General features: G+C 71.8%; 15 protein-coding genes and 1 tRNA gene. 8 read left to right on the forward strand and 8 right to left on the reverse strand.

The genetic code is table 11. The features are described from left to right. Window positions 1-105: 105 nt before the first annotated feature. Window positions 106-804, reverse strand: coding sequence for a hypothetical protein (locus tag ACWEEU_RS23240; protein ID WP_385751556.1), 699 nt, complete (start codon window positions 802-804; stop codon window positions 106-108). 47 nt (window positions 805-851) lie between these two features. Here ACWEEU_RS23240 and ACWEEU_RS23245 point away from each other — a divergent pair, with 47 nt between their 5' ends. Next, window positions 852-1,040 (forward strand): DUF5703 family protein, encoded by a 189-nt coding sequence (locus ACWEEU_RS23245; protein ID WP_005485166.1) that lies wholly within the window; start codon window positions 852-854, stop codon window positions 1,038-1,040. Window positions 1,041-1,167: 127 nt separating this feature from the next. On the opposite strand, the gene ACWEEU_RS23250 is transcribed toward ACWEEU_RS23245, so the two are convergent. The 3 genes from ACWEEU_RS23250 to ACWEEU_RS23260 all read right to left on the reverse strand — a co-directional run bounded on the left by ACWEEU_RS23250 (window position 1,168) and on the right by ACWEEU_RS23260 (window position 3,958). Beyond that, window positions 1,168-2,130: a chaplin gene (locus ACWEEU_RS23250; protein ID WP_451734817.1), complete on the reverse strand. Its 963-nt coding sequence runs from the start codon at window positions 2,128-2,130 to the stop codon at window positions 1,168-1,170. 121 nt (window positions 2,131-2,251) lie between these two features. Then, window positions 2,252-2,485, reverse strand: a complete 234-nt coding sequence (gene chpH / locus ACWEEU_RS23255) for a chaplin ChpH (protein WP_385750351.1) — start codon at window positions 2,483-2,485, stop codon at window positions 2,252-2,254. Between the two features lie 147 nt (window positions 2,486-2,632). Continuing rightward, window positions 2,633-3,958 (reverse strand): M20/M25/M40 family metallo-hydrolase, encoded by a 1,326-nt coding sequence (locus ACWEEU_RS23260; RefSeq protein WP_451734693.1) that lies wholly within the window; start codon window positions 3,956-3,958, stop codon window positions 2,633-2,635. Between the two features lie 252 nt (window positions 3,959-4,210). Here ACWEEU_RS23260 and ACWEEU_RS23265 point away from each other — a divergent pair. From ACWEEU_RS23265 to ACWEEU_RS23275, 3 genes are all read left to right on the forward strand, one after another. After that, window positions 4,211-4,298: transfer RNA gene (locus ACWEEU_RS23265), tRNA-Leu, on the forward strand. Window positions 4,299-5,075: 777 nt separating this feature from the next. Further along, the gene (locus ACWEEU_RS23270; RefSeq protein ID WP_451734819.1) at window positions 5,076-5,855 is read left to right on the forward strand and encodes a GNAT family N-acetyltransferase; all 780 of its coding nucleotides are present in this window, start codon (window positions 5,076-5,078) and stop codon (window positions 5,853-5,855) included. Window positions 5,856-5,894: 39 nt separating this feature from the next. Then, window positions 5,895-6,302: a YchJ family protein gene (locus tag ACWEEU_RS23275; RefSeq protein WP_451734695.1), complete on the forward strand. Its 408-nt coding sequence runs from the start codon at window positions 5,895-5,897 to the stop codon at window positions 6,300-6,302. A 50-nt stretch (window positions 6,303-6,352) separates the two neighbouring features. Here ACWEEU_RS23275 and ACWEEU_RS23280 read toward each other — a convergent pair whose 3' ends face one another. After that, window positions 6,353-7,054, reverse strand: coding sequence for a FadR/GntR family transcriptional regulator (locus ACWEEU_RS23280; protein WP_385750322.1), 702 nt, complete (start codon window positions 7,052-7,054; stop codon window positions 6,353-6,355). A 142-nt stretch (window positions 7,055-7,196) separates the two neighbouring features. Here ACWEEU_RS23280 and ACWEEU_RS23285 point away from each other — a divergent pair, with 142 nt between their 5' ends. The 3 genes from ACWEEU_RS23285 (at window position 7,197) to ACWEEU_RS23295 (ending at window position 9,962) form a co-directional block, all read left to right on the forward strand. Next, entirely contained in the window at window positions 7,197-7,715 is a 519-nt protein-coding gene (locus ACWEEU_RS23285) for a gluconokinase (RefSeq protein WP_385750324.1), read from the forward strand. A gap of 71 nt (window positions 7,716-7,786) precedes the next feature. Beyond that, the gene (locus ACWEEU_RS23290; RefSeq protein WP_385750328.1) at window positions 7,787-9,184 is read left to right on the forward strand and encodes a GntP family permease; all 1,398 of its coding nucleotides are present in this window, start codon (window positions 7,787-7,789) and stop codon (window positions 9,182-9,184) included. Window positions 9,185-9,197: 13 nt separating this feature from the next. Beyond that, window positions 9,198-9,962, forward strand: coding sequence for an SDR family oxidoreductase (locus ACWEEU_RS23295; RefSeq protein WP_385750331.1), 765 nt, complete (start codon window positions 9,198-9,200; stop codon window positions 9,960-9,962). Window positions 9,963-10,034: 72 nt separating this feature from the next. Here the strand turns inward: ACWEEU_RS23295 and ACWEEU_RS23300 are convergent, their stop codons facing one another. The 3 genes from ACWEEU_RS23300 to ACWEEU_RS23310 are packed head-to-tail and all read right to left on the reverse strand — an operon-like array spanning window position 10,035 to window position 12,451. Next, on the reverse strand, window positions 10,035-10,652 hold the full coding sequence (locus tag ACWEEU_RS23300) for a cytochrome b/b6 domain-containing protein (RefSeq protein ID WP_385750333.1): 618 nt from the start codon (window positions 10,650-10,652) through the stop codon (window positions 10,035-10,037). Further along, entirely contained in the window at window positions 10,636-11,415 is a 780-nt protein-coding gene (locus ACWEEU_RS23305) for a molybdopterin-dependent oxidoreductase (RefSeq protein WP_385750336.1), read from the reverse strand. The genes ACWEEU_RS23300 and ACWEEU_RS23305 overlap by 17 nt, the downstream gene beginning before the upstream one ends. A 4-nt stretch (window positions 11,416-11,419) precedes the next feature. Continuing rightward, window positions 11,420-12,451 carry a hypothetical protein gene (locus tag ACWEEU_RS23310; RefSeq protein ID WP_385750338.1) on the reverse strand — a complete coding sequence of 344 codons (1,032 nt, stop codon included), beginning with the start codon at window positions 12,449-12,451 and terminating at the stop codon, window positions 11,420-11,422. Between the two features lie 389 nt (window positions 12,452-12,840). Here ACWEEU_RS23310 and ACWEEU_RS23315 point away from each other — a divergent pair, with 389 nt between their 5' ends. Continuing rightward, window positions 12,841-13,752, forward strand: coding sequence for a DMT family transporter (locus tag ACWEEU_RS23315; protein WP_451734698.1), 912 nt, complete (start codon window positions 12,841-12,843; stop codon window positions 13,750-13,752). Window positions 13,753-13,765: the final 13 nt, after the last annotated feature.

Below are 13,765 nucleotides of genomic sequence, written 5' to 3' on the forward strand. Positions count from 1 at the left end.
CGAGGTGGTAGCCCAGGCGCAATTCGTAGTCGCCCGGCTGATTGCGTCCCGCGGCGGTGGCAGCCGGAAGCCGGGGCGCCCCGGGTCCACTCCCGCCTTCAGGGCTCAGCGGTCGGCGTCCAGGGGCTCCAGGTCGTCGTCGCCGTCCAGTTCCACGATGTCGTCGTCCAGCTCGTCGTCGGACTCGGCGTCCTCGTCCTGGTCGAAGACCGCGCTCACGTCGAAGCGGCAGACCACGTGCTGCGGGTCGAGCTGCTCGAAGGGTGCCTCCAGCCACTCGCCCGGCTCGGCCGCCTCCTCCGCGGCGGTCACCCACAGGGTGGAATCGCCCTCGGTCAGCCCGAACTCCTTGTGCCGGGTGGCGATCTCGTCGGGCTCGAACTCCCCGAACAGGATGGTCAGCGCACCGGGCACCGTGGCCGCGGCGTCGTCGTCCAGTCCGGCGCTCTCGTACTCCGCCGCCTCGACGCGCTCGGCCTGCGCCAGGAGCCGCTGGGGCTCGGACACCGCGTAGTCGCGACGGATCAGCACGCTGATCGCGTGGGGCTCCTCGGGGCCCGCGTACGGGGGCAGGGAGTCGTCCCCGCCGGGGATCTCGAAGGGGGTGACCTCGTCGTAGCGGTCGTAGAGCAGCTCGTCGTACGCCTCGGCGGCCGCCGCCAGGTTGTTGAACGCCTCGTAGACGGCCGGGTCGTCCTCACCCGACCGGCGTTCGACAGCCGCCAGGTGGCGGTCGAGCGCGGTCTTGACGGCCTCGGCGGCGGCGCGTACCTCGGCAGCGGTGGGCTGCGCAGCATCAGACATAGTGCAGACGCTATCCGTACCGGGCGCGTGCCCGCACAATAGATGCGATGCCGGAATACGAATTTGTCGACGTGTACGTACCTCGCGGGGTCTCCCGCAAGGACGCCACGCGTCTGCTGACGGACCATGCCGAGTACGGACATTGGGAGCTGGACCGACTGAGCCTGCTGCGTGACGGCAGCCGCAGGGTGCGGTTGCGCCGACGGATCATCCGCCAGGTGCGGGCCACATGGTGAAGCAGGACCACTGAACGGAGCGGGCCCCTACTGCGGTGGGGCCCGCTCCGTTTTTCCGGTCCGCCCGTTTCCGGTCTGCCCGTGGCGCGGTGGCGCTGCGCGGCTTGCGGCCTGCCTTTCCGCTGCGTTACGCGGCTCGGCGGGCCTTGCGGTACAGGACCGCGCCGGCGAGCAGGGCGACCGCGCCCGACGGGAGGGCGAGGCCCACCGGTACGTCGGCGCCGGTGTGCGCGAGCTGCCGGCCTCCGGCCGGGGACTGGACCGAGCCGCCGCCGGTGCTCACCTGGGAGGAGCCGTGGTGGCTCGGGGTGGTGGGCTTGGCGGGGGTGGTGGGGGCGCTCGGCGTTCCGGGAGTCGTGGGGGTGCCCGGGTTGCCCGGCGTACCGGGGGTTCCGGGCGTGCCCGGGTTGCCCGGCGTACCGGGCGTTCCCGGAGTGCCGGGGTTACCGGGATGACCCGGGTGCCCGGGGTGTCCCGGGTGCCCGGGGTGGTGGTGATCCGGAGGGCACGGCTCGTCCGGGTTTCCGGGGTGGCCCGGGTGTCCCGGCGTACCGGGGTTCCCCGGGTGACCGGGCGTACCGGGGTTGCCCGGATGCCCAGGGTGGCCCGGGTGGCCGGGGTGGCCCGGCGGGTTCTCCTGGCCGCCGCCCGGAGGGTTGTGGTGGCCGCCCCCGCCGTTGTGGCAGTCGTTGCCTCCCGCGGCGTTGCCGAGGCCGATGACGTTGACGCTGTTGCCACACAGGTTGACCGGGACGTCGACCGGTACCTGGACGGTGTTGCCCGAGCCCACGCCGGGCGACTTGCCGGTGTGTGCGCCGGCGTGCGCGCCCCCGGCGCTGCCGTGGCCGCCGGAGTTGCCGCAGGCGTTGCCCACGGCCGGATTGAGCAGTCCGACCACGTTGACGGTGTTGCCGCAGGCGTTCACCGGGATGTGCACCGGGACCTGCACGCTGTTGCCGGACAGTACGCCGGGTGATCCGGCGGCGGAGCCGGCCGCGCCCGCGTCGGCGTGCGCGTAGCCGCTCGCGGCGGCGATCACACCGGTGGCGGCGGCCATGGTGAGCAGTCCTTTGCGGGTGCCCTGTCGCATCATTGTGTTCCCCCCTGAAATTCCCTGCCCTCGACTACGGAAAAGGCCGGTCGGCCCCGTAGCGCATGGCGCGCACCACGGGGCCGACGGCTCGTAAAAGACGCCCCTCGGGGAGCCCGCGTCAGTCGTTGACGCAGGTGTTGCCGAAGGCGGGGTTCAGGAGCCCGATCACGTTGACCGTGTTGCCGCAGACGTTCACGGGAACGTGCACCGGCACCTGGATGACGTTGCCGGACAGCACACCCGGCGAACCCACGGCGGCACCCTGGGCACCCGCGTCGGCGGCGGCCATACCCGCGCCGGCGAGAACCAGTCCACCGGTGGCAGCCGCGGCAGCGACGACCTTCTTGATCATCATTCCTCCTAGTTGGCACTGCGGCTCCCAGGTGCGGAGTCGCATCACGTGTAACGAGGAGGGAGTAATGGAGCTACGAGCTTATGGTCGCATTCACCCTTCTCAGTAGATCTCGTACGTCTGCCTGATTAACGGGCCCCGCGAGGGTTATGACGCGTCGATGAACCGGTCGAGCACGCGCACGCCGAACTGCAGACCGTCCACCGGCACCCGCTCGTCCACGCCGTGGAACATGCCCGCGAAGTCCAGCTCCGGGGGCAGCTTGAGCGGCGCGAAGCCGAAGCCGCGGATGCCGAGGTCGTCGAAGGACTTGGCGTCGGTGCCGCCGGAGAGCATGTACGGGATCGCCTTGGCGGCGGGGTCCTCGGCGAGCAGCGCGGACTGCATGGCATCGACGAGGGCGCCGTCGAAGGTGGTCTCCACCGCCTTGTCGGCGTGCACGTCCTCGCGGCGCACGTGCGGGCCGAGCAGCCGGTCGAGGTCGGAGAGGAACTCCTCCTCGTGACCGGGCAGGAAGCGACCGTCGATGTGGGCGGTGGCCTCGCCGGGGATGACGTTGACCTTGTAGCCCGCGTTGAGCTGGGTGGGGTTGGCGGTGTTGCCGAGGGTGGCGCCGATGAGCTTGGCGATGCCGCCGAGCTTGGCGAGCGTGGCCTCCATGTCCTCCGGGTCCAGCTCGGTGCCGAGCGCGTCGCCGAGTTCGTCCAGGAAGGCGCGGGTGGTCTTGGTGACCCGTACCGGGAACTTGTGGCGGCCGACCCTGGCGACGGCCTCGGACAGCTCGGTGATCGCGTTGTCCCGGTGGATCATCGAGCCGTGACCGGCGGTGCCCGCCACGGTGAGCTTCATCCAGTGCATGCCCTTCTCGGCGGTCTGGATGAGGTAGAGCCGCCGCTGCTCGCTCACGGTGAAGGAGAAGCCGCCGACCTCGCTGATCGCCTCGGTGACGCCCTCGAACAGCTCGGGGTGGTGGTCCACGAGGTAGCGGGCGCCGTACGTGCCGCCCGCCTCCTCGTCGGCCAGGAAGGCGACGACGATGTCGCGCGGGGGCCGCCGCCCGCTGCGCAGCCGGTCGCGCACGACGGCGAGCGTCATGGCGTCCATGTCCTTCATGTCGACGGCCCCGCGCCCCCACACGCACCCGTCGGCGATCTCGCCGGAGAAGGGGCCGTGGGTCCAGTCGGCGGCGTTGGCCGGTACGACGTCCAGGTGGCCGTGGATCAGCAGGGCCGGACGGGAGGGGTCCTCGCCCGCGATCCGGGCGACCGTGGACGCGCGCCCGGGGTGCGACTCGAAGATCTCCGGCTCGAGACCGACCTCCGCGAGCTTCTCCGCGACGTACTCCGCGGCGGCGCGTTCGCCGGGGCCCGAGTGGTCGCCGTAGTTGCTGGTGTCGAACCGGATCAGCTCGCGGCAGAGGTCCACGACCTCGTCCTCACCGGTGACGTCCTTGGCCGTGTCCGTCTCGCTCACGCTGCTTCCTCCCGCTGTCACTGCTGGTGGATCTGCTGCTGGGTCCCCCTCATCCTCCCTCCGCCCCGGCCCGCCTCCAAGACCGGGCCCCCTCGGCAACACGCCGTTCACGGGAACGGCCCCCCGGTCGGGGGACGACCGGAGGACGAATGACCCCGGCCGGGGGACGACAGGGGGGTGATCGGACACCCCCGAAAGCCTGGTAATGTTTCCTCTGTCGCCGCGAGGGAAACCCCGCACGACAGACACCTTGTCCGGGTGGCGGAATGGCAGACGCGCTAGCTTGAGGTGCTAGTGCCCTTTATCGGGCGTGGGGGTTCAAGTCCCCCCTCGGACACCAGCGAGAGACCCTGCTTCGGCGGGGTCTTCTGCTTTTCCGCTCCGCCGATTCGGCAGACGGGGCTGGAGCGAGCCGTGGGGGGGCCGGTGTCCGCTGAACGGGCCGTCGAATTCGAGACCGCGTGGTGCGCCACCGACCTGGGCGACCACCGCTCCTGCGCGTCCACGTACGAGGACTACCCGTACGACAGCCTGCCCCCGCTCGACTCCGCCCGGTTCACGGGGGCCTTCGAGTGGCTCGGCGGCACCACAGCACCGGCCCCCGAACGGGCCGCGATACTCGACCGCCTGGCAACGGACCTCGCGGCCAGGGGCTCGACGCTCCCCCAGGACTTCGCCGCTTTCCACACGGACGCGGCCTTCCACCGCTCCCTGGACGAGGTCTCGGTCACCGGCTGTTGGACACACCTCTCGGGCCCCATCCCCAGCCCCGTCGAGCCCGGCGCGTTCCTCGTCCGCTTTCTGCGCGACCAACAGGACTGCGTCATCTGGTACCTCTACCTCCGCGCCTCGGGCGAGGCGTTCGTGTCCACTGCTCACTCGACCTGGACGAACCGGACGCGCTGGACGGTCAACAGCCCGCACTCCTCTGGTGCGCCCCCTCCTTCGAGGAGTTCGCCTACCGCTTCTGGGTCGAGAACCGGCTGTGGGAGCCGGTCAACAACGGCGAATCAGCTTCGATCGAGCCGGAATTGCGTGACTACTTGAGCCACTACGCGCCCCCCGAAGGCGTTTGACCGCTTGACCCGGCTCGTACCGTGGTCCCGTGGAGAGCAGGATGATCAACGAACTCCGGACCGCGTACGACACCCAACTCCGCGGTGTCACCCCGCCGGGCGACAGCGCTCGTGTCGAGAAGGACGGCCCTGTGACCCGGGTCGTCGGATGGCACCGGGGATTCGTCACGGGTCCCCGGGATCTCGGGGTGCACGGGGCTGAACTCGACGCGCTCATCGCACGGCAGCGGGACTTCTACGCGGCCCGTGGTGAGGCCGTCGAGTGGAAGACGCGTGGCCACGATCTCCCCGCCGACCTCACCGACCGGCTCACGGCGGCCGGTTTCGTGGCCGAGGAGAGCGAGACCGTGCTGATCGGGCGGTCCACGGACCTCGGCGCGCGTCCCGTCCTGCCCGAGGGTGTGACCCTGCGCCGAGTGACCGCCCGATCGGACCTCCGGCGCGTCGCCGTCATGGAGAGCACCGTCTGGGGCGATGACTGGAGTTGGCTGGCCGACGACCTGGCCGCCCGGATCGAGAACGCCCCGGAGAACACCGTCGTCCTCGTCGCCGAGGCGGGCACCGAAGTCGTCTGTGCCGCCTGGACGGTGTTCACCGACGGCAGCGACTTCGCCGGCCTCTGGGGCGGCTCCACGCTCAAGGAGTGGCGCGGACAGGGCATCTACCGCGCCATGGTCGCCCACCGGGCCCGACTCGCCGCCGCCCGAGACGTCCCCTACCTCCACGTCGACGCCTCGGCCGACAGCGCCCCGATCCTCACCCGCCTCGGTCTGCACGCGGTCACCACGACGACGCCGTACGTCTGGTCGCCCCGAGGCTGACGGATCTTCCCACCGGAGCAATCCGGCACAATGACCCCCATGGCCCGACGCACCCCCCGCCCCGCCCCCGTCACCCCCACCACGCCCTGCCCCTGCGGGCTGCCCACGGCCTACGGGGAGTGCTGTGGGCGGTTCCACGCCGGTGCCGCCGTCGCGCCGACCGCCGAGGCGTTGATGCGGTCGCGGTACTCCGCGTTCGTCGTGGGGGATGTCGCGTATCTGCTGAAGAGCTGGCATCCGCGCACCCGCCCGGCCCAGCTCGAACTCGACCCCGACATGCGGTGGACCGGGCTGGAGATCACCGACCGCGCCGACGGGTCGGCGTTCCACGACCGGGGGACCGTGACGTTCCGGGCGTCCTATCGGGGCGGGGAACTGTGCGAGCGGAGCCGGTTCGAGCGGGTCGGCGGAGAATGGGTGTACGTCGACGGGGAGTTCCTCGACTGACGGGGAGTCGCAAAGGAAGGGTCGCTCAGGAGGTCTCCGGCTCAACTCCCCTACGGCACCAGGATGTCCAGCTCCTGGAGCGCCCCCACCGTGATCTCGCGGGTGAGTTCCTCCGCGCGGGCGCTGTCGCGGGCGCGTACCGCTTCGGCGACGCGGACGTGGAGGGTGACGGCGGCCGGGTCGGGGTCCTCGAACATGACCTCGTGGTGGGTGCGGCCGGCCAGGACCTCCGCGACGACGTCGCCGAGGCGGGCGAACATCTCGTTGCCGGATGCCGTGAGGATGATGCGGTGGAAGGCGATGTCGTGGATCAGGTACTGGTCCAGCCGGTGGCCACGTGAGTTGGAGACCATGCCGAGCGCGCACTCGGTGAGTTCGGCGCACTGTTCGGCGGTGGCCAGGCGCGCGGTCAGGCCCGCCGCGACCGGCTCGATCGCGGAGCGCAGCACGGTCAGCGAGCGGAGCTGGTGCGGCCGGTCGGCGCCGGCCAGCCGCCAGCGGATGACCTGCGGGTCGTAGACGTTCCACTCGGCCTTGGGCCGCACCGTCACGCCCACCCGGCGGCGGGACTCGACGAGGTGCATGGACTCCAGGACGCGGACCGCCTCGCGCATCACGGAGCGGGAGACCTCGAAGTCCTGGGCCAGCTCGTCCGTGCGCAGCACGCTTCCCGGCGGGTACTCGCCCGCGGTGATGGCAGGGCCGAGGGTGTCCAGTACGCGGCCGTGCAGCCCCCGGCCCGGTGTGCTCATGCACTCAGCGTACGGCCTGGATCACAGAGACAAAAAGTCAGACTTATAAGTCACAGACACTTGAATTTGTCGTACCTAATAGGTTTCAGTGTGGCGACGCCGGAGTTCGGCGTCGGATGTCGAAGAAGACAGCGAGGCAGTCATGCGCACCCCCCAGGTCGTCGTCGTGATGGGCGTCGCCGGGACGGGCAAGACCACGATCGGTCCGTTGCTCGCCGCCCGGCTGGGCGTTCCGTACGCCGAAGGCGACGACTTCCACCCGCAGGCCAACATCGACAAGATGTCGGCCGGTATCCCGCTCGAGGACGCCGACCGGTGGCCGTGGCTCGACGCCATCGGCACCTGGGCGCACGGCCGGGCGGGGCTCGGCGGGGTGGTGAGCAGCTCGGCGCTGAAGCGGTCGTACCGCGACCGGCTCCGGGCCGAGGCCCCCGGGATCGTCTTCGTCCACCTCACCGGCAGCCGCGAACTGATCGAGGGCCGGATGTCGCAGCGGCAGGGGCACTTCATGCCGACCGCGCTGCTGGACTCCCAGTTCGCCACTCTCCAGCCCCTGGAGGCGGACGAGGCCGGAGTCGCCGTGGACGTCGTCGGCGGTCCCGAAGAGATCGCCCAGCGTGCCGTCCAGGCGCTGGAAGCGCTTTCCGTCGCATCCCAGTAGTGCCCCAGCAGTGCCCTCGTAGCACCCCGTAGCACCTTCACCCACGTCCCCCGTATTTGCAAGGGAACCCCGTGACCAGACTCAGCGTCGAGATGCTGGCAGCGGACAGCGTCCAGCCGATCACCTCGGCCGGCCACGCCCAGTTGGGCATAGCCGTCCTGGCGGGCATCGCCGTCATCGTTTTCCTCATCACCAAGTTCAAGCTCCACGCCTTCCTGGCCCTGACCATCGGTTCGCTGGTCCTGGGCGCGGTGGCCGGTGCGCCGCTCGACAAGGCGATCGTGAGTTTCACGACCGGTCTCGGCAGCACCGTCGCCGGCGTCGGCGTGCTGATCGCGCTGGGCGCGATCCTCGGCAAGCTGCTCGCCGACTCCGGCGGCGCCGACCAGATCGTCGACACGATCCTCGCCAAGGCGGGTGGCCGTGCGATGCCGTGGGCCATGGTGCTCATCGCGTCCGTGATCGGTCTGCCGCTCTTCTTCGAGGTCGGCATCGTCCTGCTGATCCCCGTCGTGCTCATGGTCGCCAAGCGCGGCAACTACTCCCTGATGCGCATCGGCATCCCGGCGCTGGCCGGCCTGTCCGTGATGCACGGTCTGATCCCGCCGCACCCCGGCCCGCTGGTCGCGATCGACGCGGTCAAGGCCAACCTGGGTGTCACCCTGGCGCTCGGCCTCGTCGTCGCCATCCCCTCGGTGATCATCGCCGGTCCGCTGTTCTCGAAGGTCGCCGCCCGCTGGGTCGACGTCCAGGCGCCCGAGCGGATGATCCCGGAGCGCGCGTCCGAGAGCCTCGAGAAGCGTCCGGGCTTCGGCGCGACCCTCGTCACGATGCTGCTGCCGGTCGTGCTGATGCTGGCCAAGGCGCTGGTGGACATCGTCATCGACGACCCGGCGAACATGACCCAGCGGGTCTTCGACGTGGTCGGCTCCCCGCTGATCGCGCTGCTCGCCGCGGTGATCGTCGGCTTCTTCACGCTGGGCCGGGCCGCGGGCTTCACCAAGGGCCGGATGCAGCAGACCGTCGAGAAGGGCCTGATGCCGATCGCCGGCATCCTCCTGATCGTCGGCGCGGGCGGCGGCTTCAAGCAGACGCTGATCGACTGCGGTGTGGGCCAGATGATCCTGGACATCTCCAAGGACTGGTCGATCCCGGCGCTGCTGCTCGCCTGGCTGATCGCGGTGGCGATCCGGCTCGCGACCGGCTCCGCCACGGTGGCCACGGTCTCGGCGGCAGGTCTGGTCGCGCCGCTCGCGGCCGACATGTCCACCACGCACACCGCCCTGCTGGTCCTGGCCATCGGCGCCGGTTCGCTCTTCTTCAGCCATGTCAACGACGCCGGCTTCTGGCTGGTGAAGGAGTACTTCGGCCTGAGCGTCGGCCAGACGGTCAAGACCTGGTCGGTGATGGAGACGATCATCTCGGTGGTCGCGGGCGCCCTGGTGCTGCTCCTCTCCTTGGTGATCTAGGAGCGATACGACGATGACGGCTCACCCTCTCTTCGACGTCGGCGGCCGTACGGCACTGGTCACCGGGTCCAGCCGGGGCATCGGCCTCGCACTGGCCCGGGGCCTTGCGGAGGCCGGCTGCACCGTGGTCCTCAACGGCCGCGACGAGGACCGCCTCGCGCGGGCGGCCGCGGAGCTGCCGGGCGACCGGGTGCACACGGCGGTGTTCGACGTGACCGACGGCCCCTCCGTGGCCGCGGGCATCGCGGACGTCGAGGAGCGGGTGGGCCCGCTCGACATCGTGGTCAACAACGCCGGTGTCCAACTGCGCGCGCCGCTCACGGAGTTCACCGACTCCGACTGGCGGCACGTGCTGGACACCAACCTCACGAGCGCGTTCCTGGTCGGCCGCGAGGCCGCCCGGCGCATGATCGAGCGCGGCCACGGCAAGATCGTCAACATCTGCTCGCTCCAGAGCGAGGTCGTCCGCCCCGGCATCGCGCCGTACGCGGCGGCCAAGGGCGCGCTGAAGATGCTCACCAAGGGCATGTGCGCCGACTGGGGCCCGTCCGGCATCCAGGTCAACGGCCTCGGCCCCGGCTACATCGAGACCGACCTGACCCGGCCGCTGGTCGAGGACCCCGAGTTCAGCGCGTGGGTCCGCGGACGGACTCCGGCGGGGCGGTGGGGCCGTACGGAGGACCTGGTGGGCGGCCTGCTGTTCCTGGCGTCGCCCGCGGCGGACTTCGTCAACGGACAGGTGCTGTATGTCGATGGCGGGATGACGAGCGTGTTGTGAGGCGGGGCCGCTAGGCCTGTCTGACAATTCTCGTCTGCCGCTCCGGGCGACGACGGGAATGGTCAGGCAGCCCTAGGACCGCCACAGCGGGTGTTCCCGTTCCGCCCATGCGCGGCTCACCGTGCCGGTGCGCAGGCCCTGGCGGGCTTCCGGGTCTGCCAGGGCCATTCCTGTGTGGCCGGCCAGGACGATGCCGATCGTCAGGGCGAGCCAGTCGTGGACGAAGGTGGCGGAGGTGCGCCACATCAGGGGGGTGAGGTGGGTGAACCACATCATGAGGCCGGTGCCGAGCATGACGAGGGTGGCTCCGGCGATCCAGGCGGTGTAGATCTTCTGGCCCGCGTTGAACTTGGCGGCGGGGCGGTGGGGGGTGCGGCGCAGTACGGCCTGGAGCCAGGCGCGGTCGTGGGGGCCGAAGCGGTTCAGGTGGCCGAGGTCCGCGCGCAGTGCGCGGGAGGCCAGGCCGAGGAGGACGGGCACGGGGAGGGCGACGCCCGCGCATTCGTGGATGCGGACGAGCAGGTCGCGGCGGCCGACCAGGACGGCGAGTTGCGGGATGTAGAGGCAGGCGGCGGTCGCCAGGCACACGCCCATCAGGAGCGCCGTCACGCGGTGGGTCCAGCGTTCGGCGGGGGTGAAGCGGCGGACGCGGGTCTCGGGCGGGGCGGCGGTGTCAGTTGGTGGGGTCATCGGTCCGTCCGTTCGAGCGGCCGACCCAGGCGTCGACGTCGTAGCCGCGGTTCTCCCAGTAGCCCGGGCGGACGCGGTCGGTGACCGTGATGCCGGACAGCCATTTGGCGGACTTGTAGAAGTACATCGGGGCGACGTAGAGGCGGACGGGGCCGCCGTGGTCGTGGCCGATGTCCTTGTCCTGCATACGCAAGGCGACCAGGACGTCGGGGCGGCGGGCCTGGTCGAGGGTGAGGCTCTCGGTGTAGGCGCCGTCGAAGCAGGTGAAGCGGATGGCCCGCGCGGAGGACTGGACGCCCGCCGCGTCCAGGAGGTCCGCCAGGCGTACGCCCTGGAAGGGGGTGCCCGGGACGCGCCAGCCGGTGACGCACTGGACGTCCTTGACGAGCCGGGTCTGCGGCAGGGCACGCAGGTCGTCCAGGGTGTAGGTGTGCGGGCGGTCGACCAGGCCGCCGACGGTGAGCCGGTAGTCGGCGGGGCCCTTGCGGGGGACGGACGCGGTGACGGAGTAGTAGCGGAAGCCGCCGCCGTTGGGCAGCAGGCCGCTCAGTCCGGTGGGGTCCTGGCCGGAGAGTGCTTCGAAGCCGCGCTGGAGGGCGGGGGCGGTGACCACGCCGAGGGCGCCCAGGGCGACGGTGCCGAGGAAGACACGGCGGCCGATCGGCTTGCCGCGGGCTTCGGCGGCGGAAGCGGCGGCAGCTTCGGCGTCGGCTTCGGTTTCGGGGAGGTCCGCGCGGTCCTCCGGAGGTTCTTCGGGCTTCACGCCGTCATTCGAACACCGTCGGGGTGGGTGGTGCCAGTGGATCCGTGCGGATGTCAGAGTTCGGTAATCCGAGCGCGCGGGCGCGGGCCTCGTGGAAGGCCGTACGGGGGTCGCCTCCCAGGTGGCACCAGGGTTCGCGGGTGGCGTGCGGGCCGATGCGGTGGAAGAGGGCGGCGGCCTCGGCGGGGCGGCCGGCGGCGGACATGGCGAACGCCAGGTGGTTGAGGTCGAGGTGGCGGCGGGGGTGTTCGTCGTGCTCCCACTCCAGCCACCAGTCGAAGGCGGCGCGCAGGGCGCGGCGGGCCCGGCGGCCGCCCCAGTGGCCGGCGGCGGCCGGGTCCGCGGGGGCGAGCCCGGTGGCGGCGAGGTGGCGGTGGCGCTCGGTGTGGGCGACGACCGGCAGGACGGCGAGCGGGGAGTCGGCCGGTGCCTGGGCGGCGGCGCGCTCGGCGAGGTCGTACGCCTCGTGGGACTCGGGGCGCGCGGCGGCGGGGCGTTCGGCCAGGGCGGCGACGATCAGGTGGTGGCCGTGGTGGTGCTCGGGGTGGCGCCGCCGCAGTTCCGCGAAGGCGCGCCACAGCTCGGGCTCGGGGCCGAGGGCGCGGGCGAGCAGGAGGAGGCCGAGCCAGGGGGTGGGGTCGGCGGGGGCGAGGGTGGCGGCCGCGTGGCAGGCGGCGCGGGCGCGGTCGGGTTCCTCGCGGGCGGTGAGGGCGCGGTGGACCTGGGTGAGGGCGAGCAGGGCGGTGGCGTCGGCGGAGCCGGGTTCAGCGAGGAGCCATTCACGGGCGCGGGCCTCGGTGTACGGCTCCTGGGCGAGCACGGTGATCCGGTGACCTCGCCGGTCCCATTCGTCGCCGGTGTGCGCCAGCAGGGAGCGGACGGGCTGCCATCTGCCGCGGGCCAGGGCGGCGCGGGCGGCGAGCAGTTCCGCGTCGCCGAGGGCGGCGTCGAAGCCGCAGGGGTCGTCGGGGGCGGTGTCGCCGGACGGTGGAGCGGGGGCCCGGCATGTGCCGAGCAGGGACGGGAGTGGGGGCACCGCTGGACTTCCTGTTTCTCGGGCTGCCATCGGCCGATCACGCACAGCAAACTCCCCGCCAGGGATTGCGTCAAGCGGAATCCGAGTGTTACTGGGTTCAACGAGCTTTGCTCCAGGGGAACTTGGGGCTCGGGGGGCCTGGTGGCGGGCCCGGCGCGGGGGGGGCGGGGGCGCGATTGTGGCGTACGCCATGGCGGCCGGGGGGCGGGGCGGCGGAACATGAGCCGACGGTTCCGCTCACCGCTGCCCGGACCGGCCCCGCGACCGCGGTCCGGTGCCGCGCCCGGCCGGACGACGGGACCGCGCCAACCCGCCCCAATCCGGGCACTCTCCGCGGCGACGCCGTCCGAGGGCGCTACAGTCGGCCACACGCAATCGTGGCCCGGCCGATGATCGAGGTACGCAGCGTGTCCCTTCTGGTTGTCCTTCTCGCCATGGGCGCCGCCTGCTGTGTGGGGTTCGGGTTCGTGCTCCAGCAGAACGTGGCGCAACGGGCCCCGCTCAGCGACTTCCTGTCCTTCCGGCTGCTCCTCGACCTGATGCGGGTGCCGCGCTGGCTGGGTGGTACGGCGCTGATGGTGGCGGGGATGGCGCTCGGCGCGGTCGCGCTCGGGCAGGGTGAGATCTCCGAGGTGGAGCCGCTGCTCGCCACCAATCTGCTCTTCGCGCTCGCCCTGTCCCGCTGTCAGACGGGGCAGCCGCTGGGCCGTCAGGGCTGGACCGGGCTCGGGCTGCTGGCGGGCGGGGTGAGCGCGTTCATCCTGGCGGGCCGGCCGCAGGCGGGCACCGCCGTCACCGATCCGCTGCGGCACTGGCTGATCATGGGCGCGATGCTGGCGACGGCCCTCGCGCTCGCCGGGTACGCCAAGCGGTCGCGGACCGGCTGGGGCGCGGTGCTGCTGGCCGCGGCGGCGGGGCTGCTGTACGGCGTCCAGGACGCGCTGACCCGGGTGAGCGCGACGCGTTGGGCCGAGGGCGGTCCGGCGGAGCTGTTCAGCGGCTGGCAGCCGTACGGCGTGCTGGTGCTCGGGGTGACCGGGCTGATGCTGGTGCAGAGCGCGTTCGAGACGGCGCCGCTGCGGATGTCGCTGCCCGCGCTGACGGCGGCGCAGCCGCTCGCGGGCATCCTGTGCGGGGTGGGGTTTCTGGGCGACCGGCTGCGCACCGGCACCGGGGCGCTGGCGTGGGAGGCGGCCGGGCTCGCGGCGATCGTGGCGGGCATCGTGCTGCTGGGGCTGCATCCGGCGATGCCGTGCGGGACGGCTGAGGAGCGGCGGGTGCGGGACCTTCAGCGCAACTGAGGTTCCTCCGGCC

It is taken from the genome of Streptomyces sp. NPDC005004 (assembly GCF_053600675.1).

What these genes read in the sequence shown, in the direction of transcription:
- ACWEEU_RS23240 (WP_385751556.1), bottom strand. Translation starts at nt 804, where the DNA reads ATGTCTGATGCTGCGCAGCCCACCGCTGCCGAGGTACGCGCCGCCGCC.
- ACWEEU_RS23250 (WP_451734817.1), bottom strand. Translation starts at nt 2,130, where the DNA reads ATGCGACAGGGCACCCGCAAAGGACTGCTCACCATGGCCGCCGCCACC.
- ACWEEU_RS23295 (WP_385750331.1), top strand. Translation starts at nt 9,198, where the DNA reads ATGACGGCTCACCCTCTCTTCGACGTCGGCGGCCGTACGGCACTGGTC.
- ACWEEU_RS23245 (WP_005485166.1), top strand. Translation starts at nt 852, where the DNA reads ATGCCGGAATACGAATTTGTCGACGTGTACGTACCTCGCGGGGTCTCC.
- ACWEEU_RS23280 (WP_385750322.1), bottom strand. Translation starts at nt 7,054, where the DNA reads ATGAGCACACCGGGCCGGGGGCTGCACGGCCGCGTACTGGACACCCTC.
- ACWEEU_RS23275 (WP_451734695.1), top strand. Translation starts at nt 5,895, where the DNA reads ATGGCCCGACGCACCCCCCGCCCCGCCCCCGTCACCCCCACCACGCCC.
- chpH (WP_385750351.1), bottom strand. Translation starts at nt 2,485, where the DNA reads ATGATCAAGAAGGTCGTCGCTGCCGCGGCTGCCACCGGTGGACTGGTT.
- ACWEEU_RS23285 (WP_385750324.1), top strand. Translation starts at nt 7,197, where the DNA reads ATGCGCACCCCCCAGGTCGTCGTCGTGATGGGCGTCGCCGGGACGGGC.
- ACWEEU_RS23300 (WP_385750333.1), bottom strand. Translation starts at nt 10,652, where the DNA reads ATGACCCCACCAACTGACACCGCCGCCCCGCCCGAGACCCGCGTCCGC.
- ACWEEU_RS23315 (WP_451734698.1), top strand. Translation starts at nt 12,841, where the DNA reads ATGATCGAGGTACGCAGCGTGTCCCTTCTGGTTGTCCTTCTCGCCATG.
- ACWEEU_RS23270 (WP_451734819.1), top strand. Translation starts at nt 5,076, where the DNA reads ATGATCAACGAACTCCGGACCGCGTACGACACCCAACTCCGCGGTGTC.